At 56.9% G+C, this 19841-nt stretch carries 13 protein-coding genes; 6 read left to right on the top strand and 7 right to left on the bottom strand.

Going from position 1 to position 19841, the window contains the following annotated elements; all coding sequences use genetic code 11:
* Window positions 1-465: 465 nt before the first annotated feature.
* The 4 genes from CAUR_RS01255 to CAUR_RS01240 form a co-directional block, all read right to left on the bottom strand.
* Window positions 466-1494 carry an apurinic/apyrimidinic endonuclease family protein gene (locus tag CAUR_RS01255; protein WP_012256156.1) on the bottom strand — a complete coding sequence of 343 codons (1029 nt, stop codon included), beginning with the start codon at window positions 1492-1494 and terminating at the stop codon, window positions 466-468.
* A 380-nt stretch (window positions 1495-1874) separates the two neighbouring features.
* Window positions 1875-3128 carry a tetratricopeptide repeat protein gene (locus CAUR_RS01250; RefSeq protein WP_012256155.1) on the bottom strand — a complete coding sequence of 418 codons (1254 nt, stop codon included), beginning with the start codon at window positions 3126-3128 and terminating at the stop codon, window positions 1875-1877.
* A gap of 76 nt (window positions 3129-3204) precedes the next feature.
* Window positions 3205-3957, bottom strand: coding sequence for a ribonuclease PH (rph, locus tag CAUR_RS01245; protein ID WP_012256154.1), 753 nt, complete (start codon window positions 3955-3957; stop codon window positions 3205-3207).
* A 71-nt stretch (window positions 3958-4028) separates the two neighbouring features.
* On the bottom strand, window positions 4029-4625 hold the full coding sequence (locus CAUR_RS01240; protein ID WP_012256153.1) for a DNA-3-methyladenine glycosylase family protein: 597 nt from the start codon (window positions 4623-4625) through the stop codon (window positions 4029-4031).
* Window positions 4626-4665: 40 nt separating this feature from the next.
* On the opposite strand from CAUR_RS01240, the gene selB reads away from it, so the two are divergent.
* On the top strand, window positions 4666-6534 hold the full coding sequence (selB, locus tag CAUR_RS01235; protein ID WP_012256152.1) for a selenocysteine-specific translation elongation factor: 1869 nt from the start codon (window positions 4666-4668) through the stop codon (window positions 6532-6534).
* 102 nt (window positions 6535-6636) lie between these two features.
* On the top strand, window positions 6637-7812 hold the full coding sequence (locus tag CAUR_RS01230) for a zinc-dependent metalloprotease (protein ID WP_012256151.1): 1176 nt from the start codon (window positions 6637-6639) through the stop codon (window positions 7810-7812).
* A gap of 1106 nt (window positions 7813-8918) precedes the next feature.
* Here CAUR_RS01230 and ligA read toward each other — a convergent pair.
* Complete coding sequence (gene ligA, locus CAUR_RS01225) at window positions 8919-11048, bottom strand: NAD-dependent DNA ligase LigA (RefSeq protein ID WP_012256150.1); 2130 nt, start codon at window positions 11046-11048, stop codon at window positions 8919-8921.
* A 384-nt stretch (window positions 11049-11432) separates the two neighbouring features.
* Entirely contained in the window at window positions 11433-12512 is a 1080-nt protein-coding gene (locus CAUR_RS01220) for a M24 family metallopeptidase (RefSeq protein WP_012256149.1), read from the bottom strand.
* Between the two features lie 370 nt (window positions 12513-12882).
* On the opposite strand from CAUR_RS01220, the gene CAUR_RS01215 reads away from it, so the two are divergent.
* Window positions 12883-14331: an ATPase domain-containing protein gene (locus CAUR_RS01215; RefSeq protein ID WP_012256148.1), complete on the top strand. Its 1449-nt coding sequence runs from the start codon at window positions 12883-12885 to the stop codon at window positions 14329-14331.
* A gap of 159 nt (window positions 14332-14490) precedes the next feature.
* A complete protein-coding gene (locus tag CAUR_RS01210) occupies window positions 14491-16419 on the top strand; it encodes a PAS domain-containing hybrid sensor histidine kinase/response regulator (RefSeq protein ID WP_012256147.1) in 1929 nt (642 codons plus the stop codon).
* Here the strand turns inward: CAUR_RS01210 and CAUR_RS01205 are convergent.
* Window positions 16397-17092, bottom strand: a complete 696-nt coding sequence (locus tag CAUR_RS01205; protein ID WP_242605014.1) for a hypothetical protein — start codon at window positions 17090-17092, stop codon at window positions 16397-16399. The genes CAUR_RS01210 and CAUR_RS01205 overlap by 23 nt on opposite strands.
* Before the next feature lie 168 nt (window positions 17093-17260).
* On the opposite strand from CAUR_RS01205, the gene CAUR_RS01200 reads away from it, so the two are divergent.
* Entirely contained in the window at window positions 17261-18580 is a 1320-nt protein-coding gene (locus tag CAUR_RS01200) for a hydroxymethylglutaryl-CoA reductase, degradative (RefSeq protein WP_012256145.1), read from the top strand.
* 196 nt (window positions 18581-18776) lie between these two features.
* Window positions 18777-19826, top strand: a complete 1050-nt coding sequence (locus CAUR_RS01195; protein ID WP_012256144.1) for a hydroxymethylglutaryl-CoA synthase — start codon at window positions 18777-18779, stop codon at window positions 19824-19826.
* Window positions 19827-19841: the final 15 nt, after the last annotated feature.

Raw genomic sequence — 19841 nt, 5'->3', positions numbered from 1 at the left:
CGCTCTTCTGGCAGTTGTCTCATAAAAGCTGTGCGGTTGTGCTACCCGACCGTCGCCCAGGCTCATGAGTGCCTGCCAATCACTAACGACAGTATAGCTCGCTCGCAGTATGGAAGCGAGGAGTGCTAACGACGATCTCCAGTGCCATCACTCGCCGGATTACGTGCCTTGCTTGCTCGTCAGGCGTGTATCGCGGCGTGTGGAGTGCGGCAGCCACATGTCGCACCAGCCGCGCTCACGATCAGACGTCTGTCAGGCCGTTTACCCTGCTGGTCACGGGGATGCGGTGTGTGATCGTCACGATTATGTCGTCTGTCAGTAATGAATGAGATAGCTTCTTGTAGGCGGTATATGCGTATGTCAGGCAGTCGCGATTCAGGTAGACTTTGCCACAGCGCTGGCCGGCCAGCGTGTTCTGTACATACATCACATATGAACATAAGACCCTTGCTGTGTGACAGATCCTCACGCCAGCCGCGCAGCCCATTCGGGTGCATAATGAGCCAGTTCCTGGCGGAGACGCAAAAGTGCCAGATCGCCGGCTTTTGCTTCGATCATCAGATCGAACGGTGGTAAACCCCGACCGGCTTCGAGCAGGGCAATTGCATCATGGGCGACTACAAAATCGGCGTGCTGACCGGCGCGTGGTGGTATGACCCGGGTAGTACCGTTGCGTCCCGGAAGCAGATGGGCTTCGCTGCGTTGACTGCTCAGATGAACTTCGGGGCGGATCTGGTGCGGCCAGGTGGCCAGGGTCAGCCCTAGTGCCAGCGCCAGACTCAACCGTTCAGGATTGTGTAATCGGTAGTGGAGATAATCGAAAACGATGGGGATACCGGTACGTGCAGCTAAAACGAGTAGTTGCCCCAGCGAGAATCCGGCGCCGGTGTGCTCGATGGTTGTGCGCCGGCGAGCCTGAATCGATAGCTTTACCCAACGCTGGATGAAGCGTTGTTGTGCAGCAGGATCGGCAGCTCCGGGATGTATCACCAGGGTGTGATTGATGGTCTGAGCGTGATCAAGGGCTGCCAGAAGCTGACACGTCGCCTCAATCGTGCGGATCGTCGCGTCGGCAACCTGTTCATCGGAATGGCTGAGGCTCAGGTGCGGATCAAGGTGTACGCCCAGGCGCAGGTTGCGGGTACTGATGTGTTGATTGAGGAGCGCGAGTTGTGTCTGACATTCAGCCAGATCGCTGAGATTGAAGTGACGGGGTAACGCAAAACGGTAAAACCGGATGTTAGTCCGCTCAAGGTAGCGTAGGGCATCACCTAAATGGGTTAATAAGATGCTGAGATGAGGTGGCGAGCCGCTGATCAGGCCGGGTTGACTCACAGTGCGAACGGCAAAACCGAGCCGAATACCAGGGTGGGTTGTGTCGTATTGCTGTCCGGAAGATCGGATTGCTGCATGCTTTGATTGCCTGGATGCACGCTGGTAGAGCGGTGCAAGGTCGTGGCTGGTTCCAGGAATTGGATGATCTATTGCCTTCATAACAGTAGCCGCAGCACGTTGGATAGTGAGCGTTTGTTTGCAAGGGCGTTCGCCGGTGATGGTGCAGGTGAATGCCTGTTTATTGTAGGACAAATGTTCGTTTTCGTCAATAGCGATGATAGCTATTTGTCTGTTTGAGTCGTCGATGCAGGTTGGCAGAACACTGCCGACAGCATGCACGGCGGGCTGTTGCAGATGGTGAACAGGCCAGAGACTGCGTTCTCTGCTATCACCCAGATGGTACAGGACGTGGTGCAGGTGACGAGCGAGCCGGAAGCGCGCCTTCCCAGGGGGTGCTTGTCCACAAGGCACAGCGTGAGGGTGACGGTAGATAGCGTGCCGATGCCTTACGTTAAACTTGATATAACAATCATTGTGTCCTACTCAGCCGGGTGGTCGGGCGGCGAGGTGTGCAACAGGGCATTGATTGCCAATCGCCGATGGTGGCGTGTGTAGTATCGAATCTGGCGAGGCAGGTTGTCTTCGCCGGGTAGCGTTTGTACCATCTGTATCAGTCGTCCGGCAATGTGTTTGATGTGATCGGTCTGACCGGCTGTATCAAGGCTTTGCAATTCCTCTTCCCAGGGTACGGTGCATTGACCTTCGACGATTACCCCGATGATTTCCGGCAACAATTTGCTTTGGCGTGTCCAGTTAACTGCCAGGCAGAAGCCAGGTCCAGGAACGGGCAAGCGTTCGCGGGCAATGGTGAGCAGATCGGCGGAATGACCGACTGCCATCACGATCAAGATTGGCTCGGAGAGCTGCGGTAAGTGGTGCAGGCTCAGCAATGGCAGATTGAGTAATTGCGCCAGGGTCAGCGCCAATGGCTTGCTCATCAGCTCTGGTGTCGTCACCCCACCGAAACGCCATTCGCTGCTGCGGGCCAGGGCAAGAAAACGCTGTATGGTACGGGCGACATCGAGTTCGCTGAACCGGTAATTGCTCAGCGGTCGGATCGTGAACCCATCGTCCATTGCTGAACCGAGACAGATAACCCCCTCGTGAATGTAGAGTTCGTCTTTGTGACTGATGGTGGCGTGAAATTCACGTCGTCGTTCAATACTTTGCAGACAGGAGAGCAATTCCAGTTGCGTTTCTGGGGTTGGGGCCAGGGCCAGGCTCTGTTGCCAGGCCTGACGTGCTTCGTCGAAGCGTTGCATGTGAAAGAGACAGCGACCAAGCAGGTGAAACACGCCCCAGTCGTCGTAATAGTGTTGACGCGGGATTGTCAGGAAGTTCAAGGCAGTTTCGTAGTCACCACGGGCTGCGTAGATGTAGGCCAGTTCGAGTTGTGCCGCTACGTCACCAGGGTCAAGTTCAAGGCAACGGCGAAACTCGCGTTCAGCCTCATCGTAGCGCTCGAGTTCAATCAGGACAAAACCGAGGTTAAAGTGGGCAAAATAGTCGTCGGCCAGGCTGGCGACAGCCGCAAAGGCATCGGCAGCTTTCGCCAGCAGCCCCTGCTGCTGATAGTGGAAAGCCAGCGCATTATGGGCATCGCGCAGGGTCGGATCAGCAGCGATTGCGCGCCGAAACTGATCAACCGCTGCTTCGGGATGTTGGGTGCGTTCAAAAGCCAAACCGTAGCGTAGATGGCGACGACCGGCAACGCGTCTGGTCTCGTCTGTCATGATAAACCTCCTCGCCCGGCATGGAGGGCGACCGTTGCGAGCCATGACGTCGCAGGTTGATCGGGTACAATCCGGGTTATGGGGATTGTACCTGGCTCATGGCGTTGTTGGGCAAGGCAGTTGCCAGCGCAGCGGCCTGTGCGTCCAAAATCTGTTGAATGCCTCGTCCGGCCAGATCGAGCAGTGCGTTGAGCTGGTCGCGAGTGACTGCTGATCGCTCGGCTGTGGCCTGGACTTCGATATACCCGCCGGCACTGTTCATCACTACGTTGCAATCGAGGTCGGCCTGACTGTCTTCTTCGTAGCAGAGATCAAGCAGTAACACGCCCTGAAGCATGCCCACACTTACAGCAGCCACCGGTGTCAGCGTTGGTCTTGTTTCCAGGACGCCGCTGCGTACCAGGTAATCTACCGCCAGCGCCAGGGCAACGTAACCGCCACTGATTGCTGCCGTGCGGGTACCGCCATCGGCCTGTAACACATCACAATCGATGGTGATAGTACGTTCCCCAAGCGCATTGAGGTCAATCGCAGCCCGCAACGAACGACCGATCAGCCGCTGAATTTCTTGGGTTCGGCCACTCGGCCCGTTGCGTTCGCGACGGGTGCGTTGGAGAGTGGCACGTGGCAGCATTGCATACTCGGCAGTGACCCAGCCACTCTGCTGGCCGCGCATCCAGGCTGGTACTCCATCTTCCACCGTAGCGGTGCAGAGAACACGAGTCTTTCCGTAGGCGATCAGTGCCGATCCCTCTGCATACGGTGCCGCACCGATCTCGATGGAAATGGGACGTAGTTGGTCTGGTGACCGTCCATCAATCCGCATCATACGAAACCGTTTCCTCTACCTCTTATTGACCATCATACCACGTTTGTGACCACGATACAACGTGAGATTACTTAACTGATCATAATCCGCCGTGCCTGCCAGAGGTACCAGCAGGCAATGCTGCGGTAGGGACGCCAGCGTTCACCAAAGGTACGCAGTTCCTGGGGTTTGGGCAGGCGTGGTTGATCGTAGATGAGACGAACAGCATCACGCAGGCCCAGATCGGCAGCCGGCAGGACATCCAGTCGTTCGAGGGCAAACATCAGATAGATTTCAGCCGTCCATCGCCCAATGCCCTTTACGGTCATCAGGTGTGTGATGGCTGTTTCATCGTCGAGCGTTGGCAGCAGGTTCAGGTCGAGTTGACCACTCATCACGCGCTCGGCCAGGTCGCGCAGGTAGCTGCTCTTCTGAGCCGAGAGGCCGGCAGCGCGCAGTACTGTCTCATCAGCCGCAATGATAGTCTCCGGTGCCAGGCTGCCCAATCGCTCGTTGAGACGGTCGCGAATGGTTCGGGCCGCTACCAGTGATAGTTGCTGGCTAATGATGGCATAGGCCAGCGTGGCAAAGCCGTGCGGCTGCCGTTGCAATGTATATGGGCCAATCTGTTCGATCCAGTGCCCTAGCGTTGGATCAACGTTGCGTAGATGCTGAAGTGCGTGTTCCATCGTTTCATCGTACAATGCTCTTAGCAGTATTGTAAACGATATGCAAGAGTTTCTGGCAATGTTTGTGATTGGAACTGCCGGTCATGTCGATCACGGTAAGTCAACCCTGGTCAAGGCATTAACCGGTATTGATCCCGACCGTTTGCGCGAAGAGCAGCAACGCGAGATGACCATCGATCTGGGATTTGCCTGGCTGACCCTGCCGGGTGGGCGGGAAGTGAGTTTGATCGATGTCCCCGGACACGAGCGTTTTATCAAGAACATGCTCGCCGGTGTGGGTGGTATTGATGCGGTGCTCCTCGTCATTGCCGCCGATGAAGCAGTGATGCCGCAGACCCGTGAGCATCTGGCGATTATCGATCTGTTGGCGATCCGCCACGGGATTGTGGTGCTGAGCAAAGTTGATCTGGTCGATGCTGACTGGCTGGAGCTGGTGCGCGAAGAGGTGCGCGAGGCGCTGGCCGGGAGTACACTGGCATCAGCACCGATAGTGCCCGTCTCGGCCCGTACTGGCGCCGGTTTGGCCGAACTGCTGCTAACACTCGACCGTTTACTTGATACGCTGCCGGCGCGTGATCAGGTGCGCGGTGTGCCGCGATTGGCGATTGATCGGAGTTTTACCATTACCGGTTTTGGTACGGTCGTGACCGGTACCTTACGCGATGGTGTCCTCTCAGTTGGTCAAGAGGTCGAACTCTTACCGCCAGGATTACGTGCGCGCATTCGAGGTTTACAAAGCCATCAACGACCAATCGATCAGGGGAAACCGGGCATGCGGGTGGCCGTGAACCTGGCCGGTGTTCATCACCGCGACATCAGGCGTGGTCATGTGCTGACCTTGCCAGGCGCATTGACGCCGACGACCTTACTCGATGCACGAGTGCGCGTTGTTAGTGATGTGGCGCCAATCGCGCATAATGCTGCGCTCGATCTGTTTATCGGGAGCAGTGAAGCGCCCTGTCGGCTTACCCTGCTGGATACCGATGAGTTGAGCGCCGGTACCGAAGGATGGGTACAGATTCGGCTGACAGTTCCGGTCGTTGCCGCCGTTGGTGACCGGTTCATTCTGCGCACGCCTTCACCCAGTCGCACTGTTGCAGGTGGCGTGGTGATTGATCCGCATCCGCCACGCCATCGTCGCTTTCGTTCCGAGGTGATTGCGGCATTGACATTGCGATCCCAGGGTAGTCCCGCCGAGCGGTTACGCCAAACCCTGGCCGATGGCCGGCCCCGGCTGCGCACAGAGAGTTTAGCTGCTGCCGGTATCACTGATACTGAGGCCGAGGCGGTGCTGGTGGCACTCGTCACAGAGGGACATCTGGTCGTATTGGGAGACGACGTTCTGATCTCATCTGCGGGTTGGGCCAGTTTACGTGCAACCTTACGTGATCTCCTGGCGTCGTACCATCAACGCTTTCCGCTGCGGCGGGGCATGTCGCGTGAGGAGGTACGCCAGCGCTTGCAACTGACACCACGACTCTGGCAAAGTGTCCTGGCAACCACCATGGCAGAGGGCTGGCTCAGTGCTGATGAAACAACGGTACGGTTGACCAACTTCACACCACAGCCAACAGCAGATCAGCAACGTGCGCTCAATCGCTACATAAGCGCGCTGGCCCACATGCCCCCTGCTCCACCACCTGCTGAACTCGACAGTGAATTACTGGCGTGGGCATGTGATAATGGTCTGTTGGTGAAGATCGCATCTGACCTGTATCTGTTGCCGGCAACCTGCACAGCAATGACGATGTGGGTGCGAACTACCGTAGAAACGCAGGGCGGGGTAACGGTAGCAGCGTTTCGTGACCATTTTGGCGTCTCGCGACGGTATGCAGTTGCGTTTCTTGAATACCTTGACGAACAGCGGATAACCCGGCGAGTGGGAGATACACGCATTCTGGTGCGTTAAGGCATTATGTGTGGATCGCCAGATTGGACAGGAGGCGATCAATCATGATAGACTCTTAACAGACACTAAACCTACCCCGCTCGCGCTGGAAAGGAGACTGCTTTGGCCGGTAATCAGAATGATTTGCGCCGTTTTGGCACAGCTTTGTTGTTGGGTGTAGCTGCCGGATTTGCCGCACGTTATTACCTTGAAACACGTGCCCGTAACAGCACTCGCCCTGCCAGCGGTCTGATCGATTGGGAGCAGGCTCGCCAGGCTGCGTTGCGGCTGTCTCAATGGGAGCAGGCACCGGTGGATAATCGGGCTTTCCGGCGCGAGCAGTATGCGCGGATGGTGGCGCTCAGCGAACCTCTGATCGCCGACTATCTCGGTGTACGGCTACCTGAACCGGTAAGTCGGATTTTTGTCTTTGATCGGCGGGAATGGCTGGAAGCGAATATCGTTTCATTTAGCCAGCTTTTTCGCCCGATTGAAGAGATGTACGAGAAGAACGGCGGTGGGCGGGGTGCACTCGGCGTGCTGATGAATGACGTTAGCAGCAAGCTCCTGGGCGTTCAGATTGGCGGCTTGCTCGGCTATCTGGCTCAACGGGTGCTCGGTCAGTACGATCTCAGTTTACTGTCGGCTGAGGCGACCGGCGGCTCACTCTATTTCGTGGAACCCAATATTGCCCGCGTCCAACAGCAACTGGGTCTGAGCGACGAGGATTTCCGGCTCTGGATTACGCTGCATGAAATGACCCATGCCTTCGAGTTTGAAGCCTACCCATGGGTGCGCACGTACTTCCGCGAGCTACTTGAGCAAAATTTTGCCCTCGTCAGTGGGCAAATGCTCAGTAGTGGCAATAGCCTGGTCGATATGCTCATGCGCCTCTTGCAAGGTATTGGGAGTGGTCAACACTGGATCGAGACCGTGTTAACACCTGAGCAGCGAGCGGTTTTTGACCGGATTCAGGCGCTGATGTCGCTGATCGAAGGCTACGGGAATCACGTGATGAATGCAGTTGGTCGCCGGTTGTTGCCCAGCTTCAACCAGATTGAGCAGCAGATTGCCCAGCGCCAACGCCAGCGCACCATGCTTGACCAGATGGTCTTCCGTCTGACCGGTCTCGATCTGAAGCTGGCTCAATATCAGCAGGGCGAGGCGTTTGTCAATGCGGTTGTCGCAGCGCGTGGCATTCAGTTTGCCAGCCGGGTATGGGAGCGACCGGAGAATCTGCCGTCGATGGATGAAATCCGCAATCCGGGGCAATGGATCGTGAGGATGGATCGGCAGTAGGCGAGGGTTGAAGTCGTTCTACCACATCTGGAAGTAGAGACAACTATCACCCTGGCCCTGACCGATACACACCGTGCGCAGACAATAGTCTGCCCCCTGGGAGCGCGCACCTTCGGCGCGCTCATCACCTGCACCAGCCCGCACCAGCGGGAGTCATTCGGTGCCGCTGCTTCCCGCCCCCGGCGGGGGCGGGTGAGGGTGGGGGTGTTTACACGTCCCGGCATCACACTCCAGCCTGGCCTCGCTCCGCTGGGGTGTGGGCGTTCTCCAGATAGCTCCCGATGACCTAAATCCCGCCCCCCTCCCAACCTCCCCCCGTTGGGGGGAGGAACGTACTTACCCAGGCGGCAATCTGGGCAAATTATTCTTTATCCCCTCCCAACCTCCCTCTGCTGGGGCTATGCATTACCCACATGTCACGCTGCGTTAGGCCGAGCTGCAAGCGCTCCCTGTGGAGGCATTCCATCCACCGCCGGCAGGGGCTGGCCATGACCGCTGGTGCGCAGGCTGGACGTCTTCCCCGTGGTCTGATCCAACGGTTACCTCCGCTGCTATCATCTATCATCCGCTTTCCGTTCGTGACGTACGACCCACGCGACAGCAGGGCGACGCGATAGTGCCCAGGATCGCGCACGATGAGATAGGTTCGACTGATGAGCGAAGCGGTTGACAACCTGGGTATGGGTAAGGCATAGCGCTGTGCGGGAGCGGGGAGCGTAGCGGCTGCGATTACCTCTGAACAACCATCGATTGCACGCGATGCAAGACATTCCCGTCCACCGCATCCCTTGGAAGGTCAGGTGAACGGCACAGGCACCGTCCGTAGGGGCGGGTTGAGAACCCGCCCCTACCGAACCCGCCCCTACACACTACCGGCACCAGCACGCTGTGGGGCAGGCTGCCGGCCTGCGCTCAGCCATCCCCATCATCAGGGGTACGTACCGGCACGGGTGTCCGCTGCAATCCGCGCCGGATCGTGTGTACGGCTGGCGCGGCAGCATGGCTGCCGCACTCCAAACCCTGCGCCACGCACATGATGCGTGTGTAAGGCAACCCATCCGGCACGTGCCGGCACGGCTGGAGCGGAGCACTGCCACGCCGTCGGGTCATTCTCCGTCAAGCGGTAAGAGCAACTGATTGCCGTCGGTGTTGGTTTCCGGTGGAGGTGGTGGTGGCGATGGTGGTGGTTCTGCCGTTGTTCCGATCAATGCCAGCAGACCGGCTTCGTCAATGACCGGAATCCCTAACTGGAGTGCTTTGGCGAGCTTACTCCCGGCATTAGCTCCGGCCACCACATAGCTGGTCTTTTTGCTCACACTATCGGTCACCTTACCGCCATGGGCAACAATGAGTGCGCTGGCTTGCTCACGGCTCAGCGAGGGTAGCGTTCCGGTCAAGACAAATGTCTTGCCGGCGAGGGTGTCGCTCTGGCGCGTTGGACCACTCACCCCACCCATCTGTACCCCGGCTGCCCGCAGCTTCTCTATCAGCGCCCGGTTTGCTGGACGTGAGAAGAAATCAACAATACTGGCCGCTACCACCGGGCCAATACCGGGAATCTGTTCCAGTTCTTCCTGGCGCGCTGCCATGATTGCGTCGAGTGATCCCAGCGCCGCAACAAGAGTTTGGGCGGCGACGGTGCCGACGTAGCGGATACCCAGCCCGACCAGGAGCCGGTCGAGTGGCCGTTGCCGGGCAGCGTCAATGGCGGCGAGCAGGTTGGCGATCCGTTTCGGGCCGAATCCCTCCAGTTCTGCCAGTTGATCGGCTTTCAAGAAGAAAATGTCTGCTACATCACGAATGAGACCGCGCTGGACGAAGAGTTCTGCCTGTCGCTCACCCATCCCAACAATGTCGAGGGCTGATCGGCTGACGAAGTGTTCGACCCGGCGTACCAGTTGGGCCGGGCAGATGCTGAAATTGTTGCAGCGCCAGGCCGCCTCACCTTCTTCGCGTTCAAGCGGTGAGCCACAGGCCGGGCAATGGGTTGGAAATTGCCAGGGCCGCTCACTGCCATCGCGACGGGCGATCACCGGGCCGACCACGTAGGGTATCACGTCACCGGCGCGTTTGACGATGACATAATCGCCGATCCGAATGTCGCGCTGGGCAATGTAATCGGCGTTGTGCAAACTGGCGTTTCGTACTGTCACACCGCCGATCTGTACCGGCTCCAGTTCAGCGTTGGGTGTGACGACGCCGGTACGACCAACATTGACCGTAATATCGAGCAAGCGGGTGATCGCTTCGCGGGCCGGGAATTTGAAGGCAATTGCCCAACGGGGATCGCGCCCGACAACACCCAGTTCGCGTTGCTGGGCGAAATCATCGATCTTGATCACTACCCCATCGGCTTCGTAAGGTAGATCGTCACGTTTGGCCATCCAGGCTTCGCAATAGGCCAGGACTTCAGCGAAGTCGGTGAAGCGGCGAACATCCTGGTTGACTGGAAAGCCGAGTGCGCGCAGATAGCGGAGCGTTTGCCATTGACTGCTGAGCGAAATGCCTTCAACGACGCCAACACCGTAGGCAAAGAAGCGGAGCGGACGGGCCGCGGTAATTGTGGGGTCTTTCTGGCGTAACGAGCCGGCAGCAGCGTTGCGTGGGTTCGCGAAGATTTTCTCTCCTGCGGCGGCAAGCCGATCATTCAGCGTCTCAAAATCAGCCGTGCGCATGTAGACTTCGCCCCGCACCTCTATCGTGGTCGGCAATGTCGTCGGCAAGTCATCATCTTGGGGCGTACTGGTCGCTTGAAGTGTCAGCGGGATACTGCCGATGGTGCGCAGATTTGCCGTCACGTCTTCGCCAACCTCACCGTCGCCACGGGTGGCCCCCTGCACCAAGCGGCCATCGCGGTAGGTCAGAGCAACGGCCAGACCGTCAATCTTTGGCTCGACCACATAGGCTACTATGGCATCGGGGCCAAGGAGTCGTAGTACCCGATCCCGCCATGCCAGGAGATCAGCCTTCGTAAAGGCATTACCGAGTGATAACATCGGCTGCGGGTGTTGTACTTTGGCAAACTGAGATGCAGGTGTCCCGCTTACCCGTTGGGTTGGCGAGTCGGGGGTGATTAACTCTGGGTGTGCCGCCTCCAATGCGCGCAATTCAGTCATCAGCGCATCGTATTCAGCATCGCTGACGATGGGATCGTCGAGCACGTAGTAGTGATAGTCGTAGCGGCGGATCAGGCTGCGTAGCTCGTTGATGCGATCAGCGACAGTCGTATGGCTCATTGGAAACTCCACGGTTACGGTAGAAGTTCGTCGGAGGTACTATAAAAAAATGGTCTAAAGTAGTACCGTTGGGGGGTTGCCAAAAAGTAAAAGAACCGTTATCATACAGACACCCCCCCCACACGAGACCCGCTGGCAGTTGCCAGGGGGTTTCGTGTTTCTCCAGCATTTTTTATACGAACATACGTGCATTATTGTAGCACAGGTTTTCGGGAACGATGTCGGAGTCGCGTTATGATACGCCCATCGCGTGTGGGGCGATGCGAATACGCCGGCAACGATATGTGTGTACGGCGATAACCACTTGCTGGTTGAAACGCCACAGGCTACCCTGTGGCGTCCCAGGATCAGGGTGGCTGGCGATCTTGTGTGGCAAGTGCCTGATTACTTCGGTGCCTGTGACAACACCTCGTAACCATTGGTCGTGATGAGGACCAAATCCTCAATCCGCACCCCACCCCATTCCGGCAGGTAGATGCCCGGTTCGATAGAAGTCACCATTCCGGCCTGCAACGGCGGACTGGGAGGTGCGTCAGGGGCGGTAATTCGGAGCCAGGGTGCTTCATGGATCACCAGACCAACGCCGTGGCCGAGGCTGTGCGCGATGCCTTCAGCGTAGCCGGCCTCACCGATAACGCGGCGAGCGATGGCATCAGCTTCAGACCACGGTAATCCAGGGCGAAGGGCTTGCATGGCAGCCTGTTGTGCCTTGAGGGTTGCCGCATACACTGCTCGAAAGGTGTCGTCGGGTTGACCGAGCACAATCGTGCGAGTCAAATCGGCGTGGTAGCCATCAAGACGGGCCCCCATATCGATGATGATCGGTTGGCCTTCCCCCAAAACATCATCACCCGGCGTATGATGTGGACGGGCACTATTGCGACCCGCAGCCACGATAATCGGGAAAGACGGCCCTTCGGCACCCAGGTCGTGCAGTGCTACTTCGAGGCGCCATGCCGCTTCACGCTCGGTCATGGTAGGGGTGAGTGCGGGTAGCACTGCGGCCAGGGCAGCATCGGTGATGGCGGCGGCCCGGCGCAGCAGCGCAATTTCTTCCTCATCCTTGACCATCCGTAGTTCTTCCACAATATTCTCGGTGGGAACCAGCTCGATAGCATTGCCAAGCGCGGCGGTGTACTGACGATGCTCGGCAACGGTCATAACCGCCGCTTCAAAGCCCAATCGTTTGATGCCCAGTTCGCTCGCCAGATCAGCGATCAGGGCGGTCATTGGTCTGGCCGGAGGACGTACCTCACGCAGGGTAAAGTGCGGTGCTTCAGCCGCAGCTCGTATCAGATAGCGACCGTCGGTGAGCAAGAAGGCGGCTTCGGCACTGATAAGCAAAGCACCGGCGCTACCGGTGAAGCCGCTGATGTAACGGCGACTGGTTGGCGCAGTGAGCAACATTGCCGGTAATTCGCGTGCGGCCAGCGTTGCCCGTAATTGTTGCAATCGGTTCGTCATTATCTGTCCTTTCGTCTTTCCACGTAATCGTGTGACCCTGTTATCCTACACCATATATGCAGAGTGTGTGACAAACCGGTCAGGCTGGCTATGTGCGGAGGGGAATATGTCGAGGGGGTTATCGGCATTGGGGGCGACCGGTGGCTGGAGGCACATGCTTCTGCTGCGAAGCAGGTCTGGTGTAGACGGTATGCTTGCACAAATCATACGTACTGCCGCTGGAAGGGAAGCGTCTGGTAACGTGCTGACGGTATTGAGATAATTTCTGATTACCCATCGATACATAGATGTTGCCTGACAACTCCTTGACGCTGACTTGTAAACAGATTAGTATGGATGCTATGTTGATTGGTGGTAGTGGGGGATCATCATGGAACAGGCAGCAACGCAACGTCTCGCAACTGGTATCCCCGGCCTCGACGAAATTTGTGGTGGTGGATTGGTGCCACGTTACGCTTACCTGGTGCGTGGCGGGCCGGGAACGGGAAAAACGACGCTTGGCCTCCATTTCCTGGCTGCCGGCGCGGCAAATGGCGAAACGACGCTATTTATCAGCCTCGAAGAGACCGAGAGTAAAATTCGCTGGAATGCAGCGCAAACAGGCATCAATCTCAATCAGGTTCATATCCTCGACCTCAGTCCATCATCTGATTTTTTTGCCAACACCCAAATCTACGACATCTTCTCACCGGCTGAAGTAGAACGAGAACCGATTACGCGCCAGATTGTTGAGACCGTACAACGTCTGCAACCCACACGGGTCTTCCTTGACTCGATTACTCAGTTTCGCTATCTCACTCCTGATACCTTTCAATTCCGCAAGCAGGTTATCTCATTTCTGCGGTTTCTCGCTGAACAGCGAACGACAGTTGTCTTTTCGGCTGAGAATAGTGCCGCCTTTCCTGATGATGATTTGCAGTATATTGCTGATGGTATCATCTCGCTCGAATTAACCAATACCGGTCGCTATCTGACCGTCAGCAAGATGCGCGGTTCATCGTTTGTGAGTGGTCGTCATGCGATGCGTTTGACCACTCAGGGCTTGCAGGTATTCCCACGTATCATTCCAACCCCGTTGGTGGCCGGCCATGCTTTCACATTGATCCCTTCTGGAGTACCCGAACTTGATGAGTTGCTGAACGGTGGGGTTGAACGAGGCACGATCACACTGATCACCGGCCCGTCGGGGGTGGGTAAAACGACCCTTGGTTTTCAATTTATGAAGGAGGCAGCCAGTCGCGGTGAGCGGTCGATGGTCTTCTCATTTGAAGAAGAGATCGAGATTATGCAACAGCGTTGTGAGGCGGTGAATATTCCGGTTCGGGCAATGCAAAAACAACAATTGCTGCGGATTGAGAAGATCGAGCCGCTTCAGTACAACCCGGCAGAGTTTGCCCAGCATGTACGCTACTTTATCGAACAAGAGCAGATTAAAGTTGTCATGATCGATAGTGTGACCGGCTACCGCCTGTGTATGCACGGTGAAGACTTGATCAGTCAGTTGCATGCTCTGAGCAAATATTTGCAGAGTCGAGGCGTAACGGTCTTTTTAATCATGGATACAACCGACATTGTGGGTGATTTCAAAGTTACTGAGATTGGCGCCAGTTATCTGGGCGACAATATCATCTTTTTGCGCTTTTTAGAGATTGAGGGTGAGCTGCGCAAGGCCATCGGGGTTTTGAAAAAACGGTTGGGTGATTTTGAGAAGACATTGCGCGAATTTGCGATTTCTCGTTATGGGATTAAAGTAGGGAAGCCGCTCACCAATTTACGCGGTATTCTAAGTGGAATGCCGACGTGGGTTGATAAGGCGTGAGATTGGCCCGGCAGTTACCGGATGGTTTCGCCAACCTTCGGATGGGAGTTCCGAAAGGGTAATGATCCGCTACCCGACGATACAAAAGAATGAGTACATGCTGTCATGCGGCAACCCACAACAGAGGGCACGATATAGCAGGCACGAAAAGGATGCACCATGCCCGATGACACAATCTTGCTCTTACTGGCCAATGCGGCAAATCGGGAATTGCTTCGTGACTGGTTGGGGCACCATTATCAAACAATTATTGCTGATAGTGAGGCCGATCTCCAGCGCTCCTTTCAGCTTTGTATCGTCGATGGCCCCGCGTTGGCGACGTTTGAAGCGGCCATTCAGGCCCGGCGTGCTGCGGCATATCCCATCTTTCTCCCCTTCTTGCTGGTCACGACGCGAGGTGATGTTAAGTATCATACGCATCACCTCTGGCAGACGGTTGATGAGCTGGTGATCAGTCCGATCCAGAAGGTCGAATTGCAGGCGCGGATAGAGATTCTTTTACGTGCCCGCCGTCTGGCCCTGGAAGTGAGTCGCTTGCAGCAGGCCATGCTTTCCAGTACCCAAACCTGGTTGCAGTTGGCAGTGCAATCGGCCCAGATTGGGTTGTGGGAGTGGGATTTGCAGACCAATCGGGTCTTCTTTTCGCCGGAGTGGAAGGCGCAAATTGGCTATGCTGCCGATGAGCTTGTTGATTCCCTCACCGTGTGGGAGGAGCTGATCCATCCCGATGATCGCGAACGTTGTCTGAACCTGTTGTACCGTTATCTGCATCGGCCCTGGCCCGATTTTGCCCTTGAGTTTCGCCTTCGTCATAAGAATGGGAGCTACCGCTGGATTCGTTCGCAGGCGGCGCTGATTTACGATCAGCACGGTCGCCCGACGCATATGCTGGGTGCCCATTTTGATTTGACCGAACGGAAGCAAATGGAAGAAGAGCAGCAACAACTTGCTGAGCAGCTCTTTCAGTCGCAGAAGTTAGAGGCGATTGGGGCGCTGACCAGTGGTATTGCCCACGACCTGAATAATCTGTTGGTGCCGATCATCGGGTTCGCTGAGATGGGGATGCTTGAAGTAACGCCTGATAATCCGTTGTACAGCGATTTTGATCAGATTCGGGCGGCTGGGATTCGGGCTACCGCATTGACCCGGCGGATTTTAACGTTTAGCCGTCAGCAACGAATGGAGATGAAGCCAATCCACATTAGTCGGGTTATCAGCGATTTTGTGGCGATTCTCCGTCGGATTATCGGGGAACGAATTGATATTCAGCTTCAGCTTGCGTCAGATCTGCCACCGGTACAGGCGGATGTCAGTCAGATTGAACAGATACTGCTGAATCTGGTGATCAATGCCCGTGATGCTATCGAAGGTAATGGCACGATTACCATCACTACCGCGTTTGTGAGTCCTGAAGACACTGACTTCCCCTGGCCTGCTGATGTGCCCCCCGGTGATTACATCGCTTTGCAGATTAGTGATACCGGCTGTGGGATTGATTCGGCGATCCGTTCACGGATATTTGAACCATTCTTTACCACAAAGCCGTCCGGTAAAGGTACCGGGCTTGGCCTGGCGACGGTTGCGGCGATTGTGAAGCAGCATCACGGTTACATCGATGTGCAGAGTTTGCCCGGTCAGGGTGCAACGTTTACCGTGTACCTGCCGGCACTGAAGGATGGAGCGGCGGTTAGCGAAGATGTTGCGTTCAGTAAAGATCAGCTCTTTGGTCACGAGACGGTGCTGGTGGTTGAAGATGAACCGGCAGTACTGCACCTGATTGCCAGTGCGCTACGTCTGCATGGCTATCAGGTGATAGAGGCGACAGATGCGCAGTATGGGTTGGGGTTAGCTGCCAGTCACCAGGGAACTATCGATCTTCTGATTACCGACGTGATGCTGCCGACGCTTAATGGTGATGAACTGTATCGACAGCTTCGTGGGTTGTATCCGCAGGCACGGGTGTTGTATATCTCGGCCTATGTGGACAGCGAACACGTAGGGCCTGACGTAACACCGATTCTGGCGAAGCCGTTCACTTTGCAACGGCTCCTGCAACAGGTACGCGCTATTCTGACGGCAGCGGTCTGATCAGGAGTGGCTCCAGTCGCCCCTGCCGCCAGACACCGATCACGTCAACGTAACCGTAGCGCACGTTGCCCCTGGCCTGTAATTGGCTCAAAGCTGCTTGATCACTCTCACCATGCAAAAGTTTGACCTGGCGGGCACCGGCCGCCGGAATACCGCCAGCCCCGATGGAGTCGACCAGTAAACTGGTACCATCAGCCAGCAACAGTGCAGCTCTCATCTGCACCAGGCGTCCTTCGTAGCGGTTGTCATTGAAGAGTTGCGCCAGTTCGACTCTATCTGGGGTGATGGATTGAAACGATGGCGTGACGAGGGTATAGGGCCATTGTCCGCCTGGCCCGTAGTTGCCGGCAGATTGCCAGTTTCCCTGGGCGATGACCAGCCCATATTGCACGCCAGCTTCATTGGTCAGCGGTATGTCAGCCGGTGGATCGAGACCACCGATCCAGACCTGGCGCTCAGGTGGGTCGAGTGGCAACGGACGATCCGCACTGACACTCAGACTGCTCACCAGCCGCGCCCCCTGTTCATCATAGTAGAGAAAAGCGATCATCTCCTGCGTGCCAGACGGCGAGCGGGTGAGCAGGTCAGATAAGAGCGGCGGCAATGGCGTTGTTGCACAGGCGCTCAGGTAGAACAGGCTTATGATGAATGCGAACAGACGTTTGTATATCACGTACTCTATTGTACCATACGTCAACATACGCACGGTATAGCTCTCATGACAGCAGCCAGACAGGCGTATGATAGGTTTTGACAGTTGTTGTTAACCATTTCGCGACTATTGTCGTGGTATCGTAACAGCGGAAGACAAATATATATTGAGAGAAGGAGGCGTCCTCATATGGGGACTAAGAGTTCTCGCTTACAAGGGTTTTATCAGCTTAATCCATTTGAGCGACTGCAAATGGTGAAATCCTTTGATGGATTAGTCGATGAAGACTTACGCGCCTTGCACGGCGGCCATGGTGGTGCGCTCACGATTGAGCGTGCCGATAAAATGATTGAGAATGTGATCGGTACCTATAATCTGCCGCTCGGTATCGCGACCAACTTCCGTATCAATGGCCGTGATTATCTGATTCCGATGGTGGTTGAAGAGCCGTCAATTGTGGCCGGGGCCAGCTACGCGGCGCGGATGGTGCGAGACGGGGGTGGGTTTGAGACGAGCAGTACCGAACCACTGATGATCGGTCAGGTGCAGTTGGTCAATGTTCGCGACCCCGATCAGGCCCGGCAAACGATTTTGTCGCGTAAGGAAGAGATTCTTGCCCTGGCCAATGCGCAAAGTCGTTCGCTGGTCAGTCTGGGTGGCGGAGCACGCGATGTTGAGGTACGATTCTTCCCCACCAGCCCGATGGGGCCGATGCTGGTTGTGCATTTGATTATCGATTGCCGCGATGCGATGGGTGCCAACGCGGTGAATACGATGGCCGAGGCGGTCGCACCGCTGCTGGCCGAGATGACCGGTGGTAAGGTCTATCTGCGCATTCTCTCGAATCTGACCGACCGTCGGCTGGCTCGTGCCCGTTGTGTGGTGCCGGCAGCATCGCTGGCCCGCGATGGTTTGAGTGGCGAAGAGGTTGTTGAAGGCATTCTCTGGGCCTATGCGTTTGCTGCGGTCGATCCCTATCGGGCGGCAACCCACAACAAGGGCATTATGAACGGCATTGACCCGGTGCTGGTCGCAACCGGTAACGACTGGCGTGCGGTAGAGGCGGGTGCGCATGCCTACGCCAGCCGCAATGGTCACTATACGTCACTCTCCCATTGGGAGCGTGATGCGCAGGGTGACCTGGTTGGTACGCTCGAAATGCCGCTGGCGGTAGGGATCGTGGGTGGCGCAACCAAAGTCCATCCCACCGCCCAGGCCGCGTTGAAACTGCTCGGTGTGCGTAGCGCTGCTGAACTGGCCGAGGTCTGTGTCGCTGCCGGTCTGGCGAATAATCTGGCGGCGATGCGTGCTCTGGCCTGTGAGGGTATTCAACAGGGACATATGAGCCTGCATGCCCGCCAGATCGCGATGGCTGCCGGTGCCAGTGGTACCCTGGTTGATGAAGTTGCCCGGCGCATGGTCGCCGAGCGGAATATCAAACTGGCGCGTGCTGAAGAGATCATTGCCGAACTCGAAGGGCGCACGATAGGTAACCCCACGCACAACTAATGTGATACCTCTGGCGGCCTGTTCTGCAGGCCGCCCCGACACCAACAGCGTGATGATGCGCCTGTGTTCACCGGCAGGTTGGCCGGTGAAGGGACTCTCTGTTTCCCGATAACAGATGAGGATTCGGTACGTATTGGTTCGCCTGCGGAAGGCGAGCCGGTCTGGGTATGCCTGACATCTGCATGGAGTACAGTTCATGATGAAACCACAGCATCCTGTCGGTATTGTCGGCTACGGTGCCTATATCCCGCGGTACCGGATTGCTGCCCGCGAGATCGCCCGGGTCTGGACTGATGGGCAGAGTGGAACGCCAATCGAGGCGAAGAGTGTTCCGGGTCCTGACGAAGATACGATTACGATGTCTATTGAAGCGGCTCGCAATGCGCTGGCCCGGGCCGCCATCCCGGCGACGGCGTTGGGTGCAGTCTGGATCGGTAGTGAGAGCCATCCGTACAGCGTGAAACCTTCAGGGACGGTGGTTGCCGATGCGCTGGGGGCCGGCCCCTGGGTAAGCGCCGCTGACTGGGAGTTTGCCTGCAAAGCCGGTTCTGAAGCGCTGACCGCAGCGATGGCGCTGGTTGGCAGTGGTATGCAACGCTATGCGCTGGCCGTCGGCGCCGATACAGCGCAGGGCCGCCCCGGTGATGCGCTGGAATACACTGCTTCCGCCGGTGCCGCAGCGTTGATCGTTGGTCCGGCCAGCGAGGCGCTGGCAACCATTGATGCCACGTTGTCATACGTGACCGATACGCCCGACTTTTACCGTCGCGCCGATCGGCCCTACCCGGTGCACGGTAATCGCTTCACCGGCGAACCGGCTTACTTCCATCAGATTCAGTCAGCAGCTACCGAATTGTTACGCCATCTCAACCGCACCGCAGCCGATTTCACCTATGCCGTCTTTCATCAACCCAATGCCAAGTTTCCGCAAGCGGTTGCCAAACGCCTGGGTTTCACCGATAAACAGATTGCCCCCGGCTTGCTCAGCCCTCAGATCGGTAACACCTATTCCGGGGCAGCGCTGCTTGGTCTCTGCGCTATCCTCGATGTGGCCCAACCGGGTGAGACGATTTTTATGACGACCTACGGCAGTGGGGCCGGTTCCGATGCCTATGCACTTACTGTTACCGAAGCCGTTCTGGAACGTCGTGAGCGGGCACCGCTTGTCGCGGCCTACCTGCAACGGGCAGTGATGATTGATTACGCCATCTATGCGAAGTGGCGCGGTAAGCTGGTGATGGGATAGTCTATCAGGAGTGCA

Source organism: Chloroflexus aurantiacus J-10-fl (assembly GCF_000018865.1).
Taxonomy (GTDB): domain Bacteria; phylum Chloroflexota; class Chloroflexia; order Chloroflexales; family Chloroflexaceae; genus Chloroflexus; species Chloroflexus aurantiacus.
The sequence above is the reverse complement of the archived record's forward strand: the minus strand, read 5'-3'. Positions and strand labels throughout refer to the sequence as shown.

Bases quoted from the DNA above. Each gene is read 5' to 3' on its own strand.
- CAUR_RS01215 (WP_012256148.1), top strand. From the start codon at position 12,883: ATGGAACAGGCAGCAACGCAACGTCTCGCAACTGGTATCCCCGGCCTC.
- CAUR_RS01240 (WP_012256153.1), bottom strand. From the start codon at position 4,625: ATGGAACACGCACTTCAGCATCTACGCAACGTTGATCCAACGCTAGGG.
- CAUR_RS01195 (WP_012256144.1), top strand. From the start codon at position 18,777: ATGATGAAACCACAGCATCCTGTCGGTATTGTCGGCTACGGTGCCTAT.
- CAUR_RS01200 (WP_012256145.1), top strand. From the start codon at position 17,261: ATGGGGACTAAGAGTTCTCGCTTACAAGGGTTTTATCAGCTTAATCCA.
- rph (WP_012256154.1), bottom strand. From the start codon at position 3,957: ATGATGCGGATTGATGGACGGTCACCAGACCAACTACGTCCCATTTCC.
- CAUR_RS01250 (WP_012256155.1), bottom strand. From the start codon at position 3,128: ATGACAGACGAGACCAGACGCGTTGCCGGTCGTCGCCATCTACGCTAC.
- CAUR_RS01210 (WP_012256147.1), top strand. From the start codon at position 14,491: ATGCCCGATGACACAATCTTGCTCTTACTGGCCAATGCGGCAAATCGG.
- selB (WP_012256152.1), top strand. From the start codon at position 4,666: ATGCAAGAGTTTCTGGCAATGTTTGTGATTGGAACTGCCGGTCATGTC.
- ligA (WP_012256150.1), bottom strand. From the start codon at position 11,048: ATGAGCCATACGACTGTCGCTGATCGCATCAACGAGCTACGCAGCCTG.
- CAUR_RS01255 (WP_012256156.1), bottom strand. From the start codon at position 1,494: ATGAAGGCAATAGATCATCCAATTCCTGGAACCAGCCACGACCTTGCA.
- CAUR_RS01220 (WP_012256149.1), bottom strand. From the start codon at position 12,512: ATGACGAACCGATTGCAACAATTACGGGCAACGCTGGCCGCACGCGAA.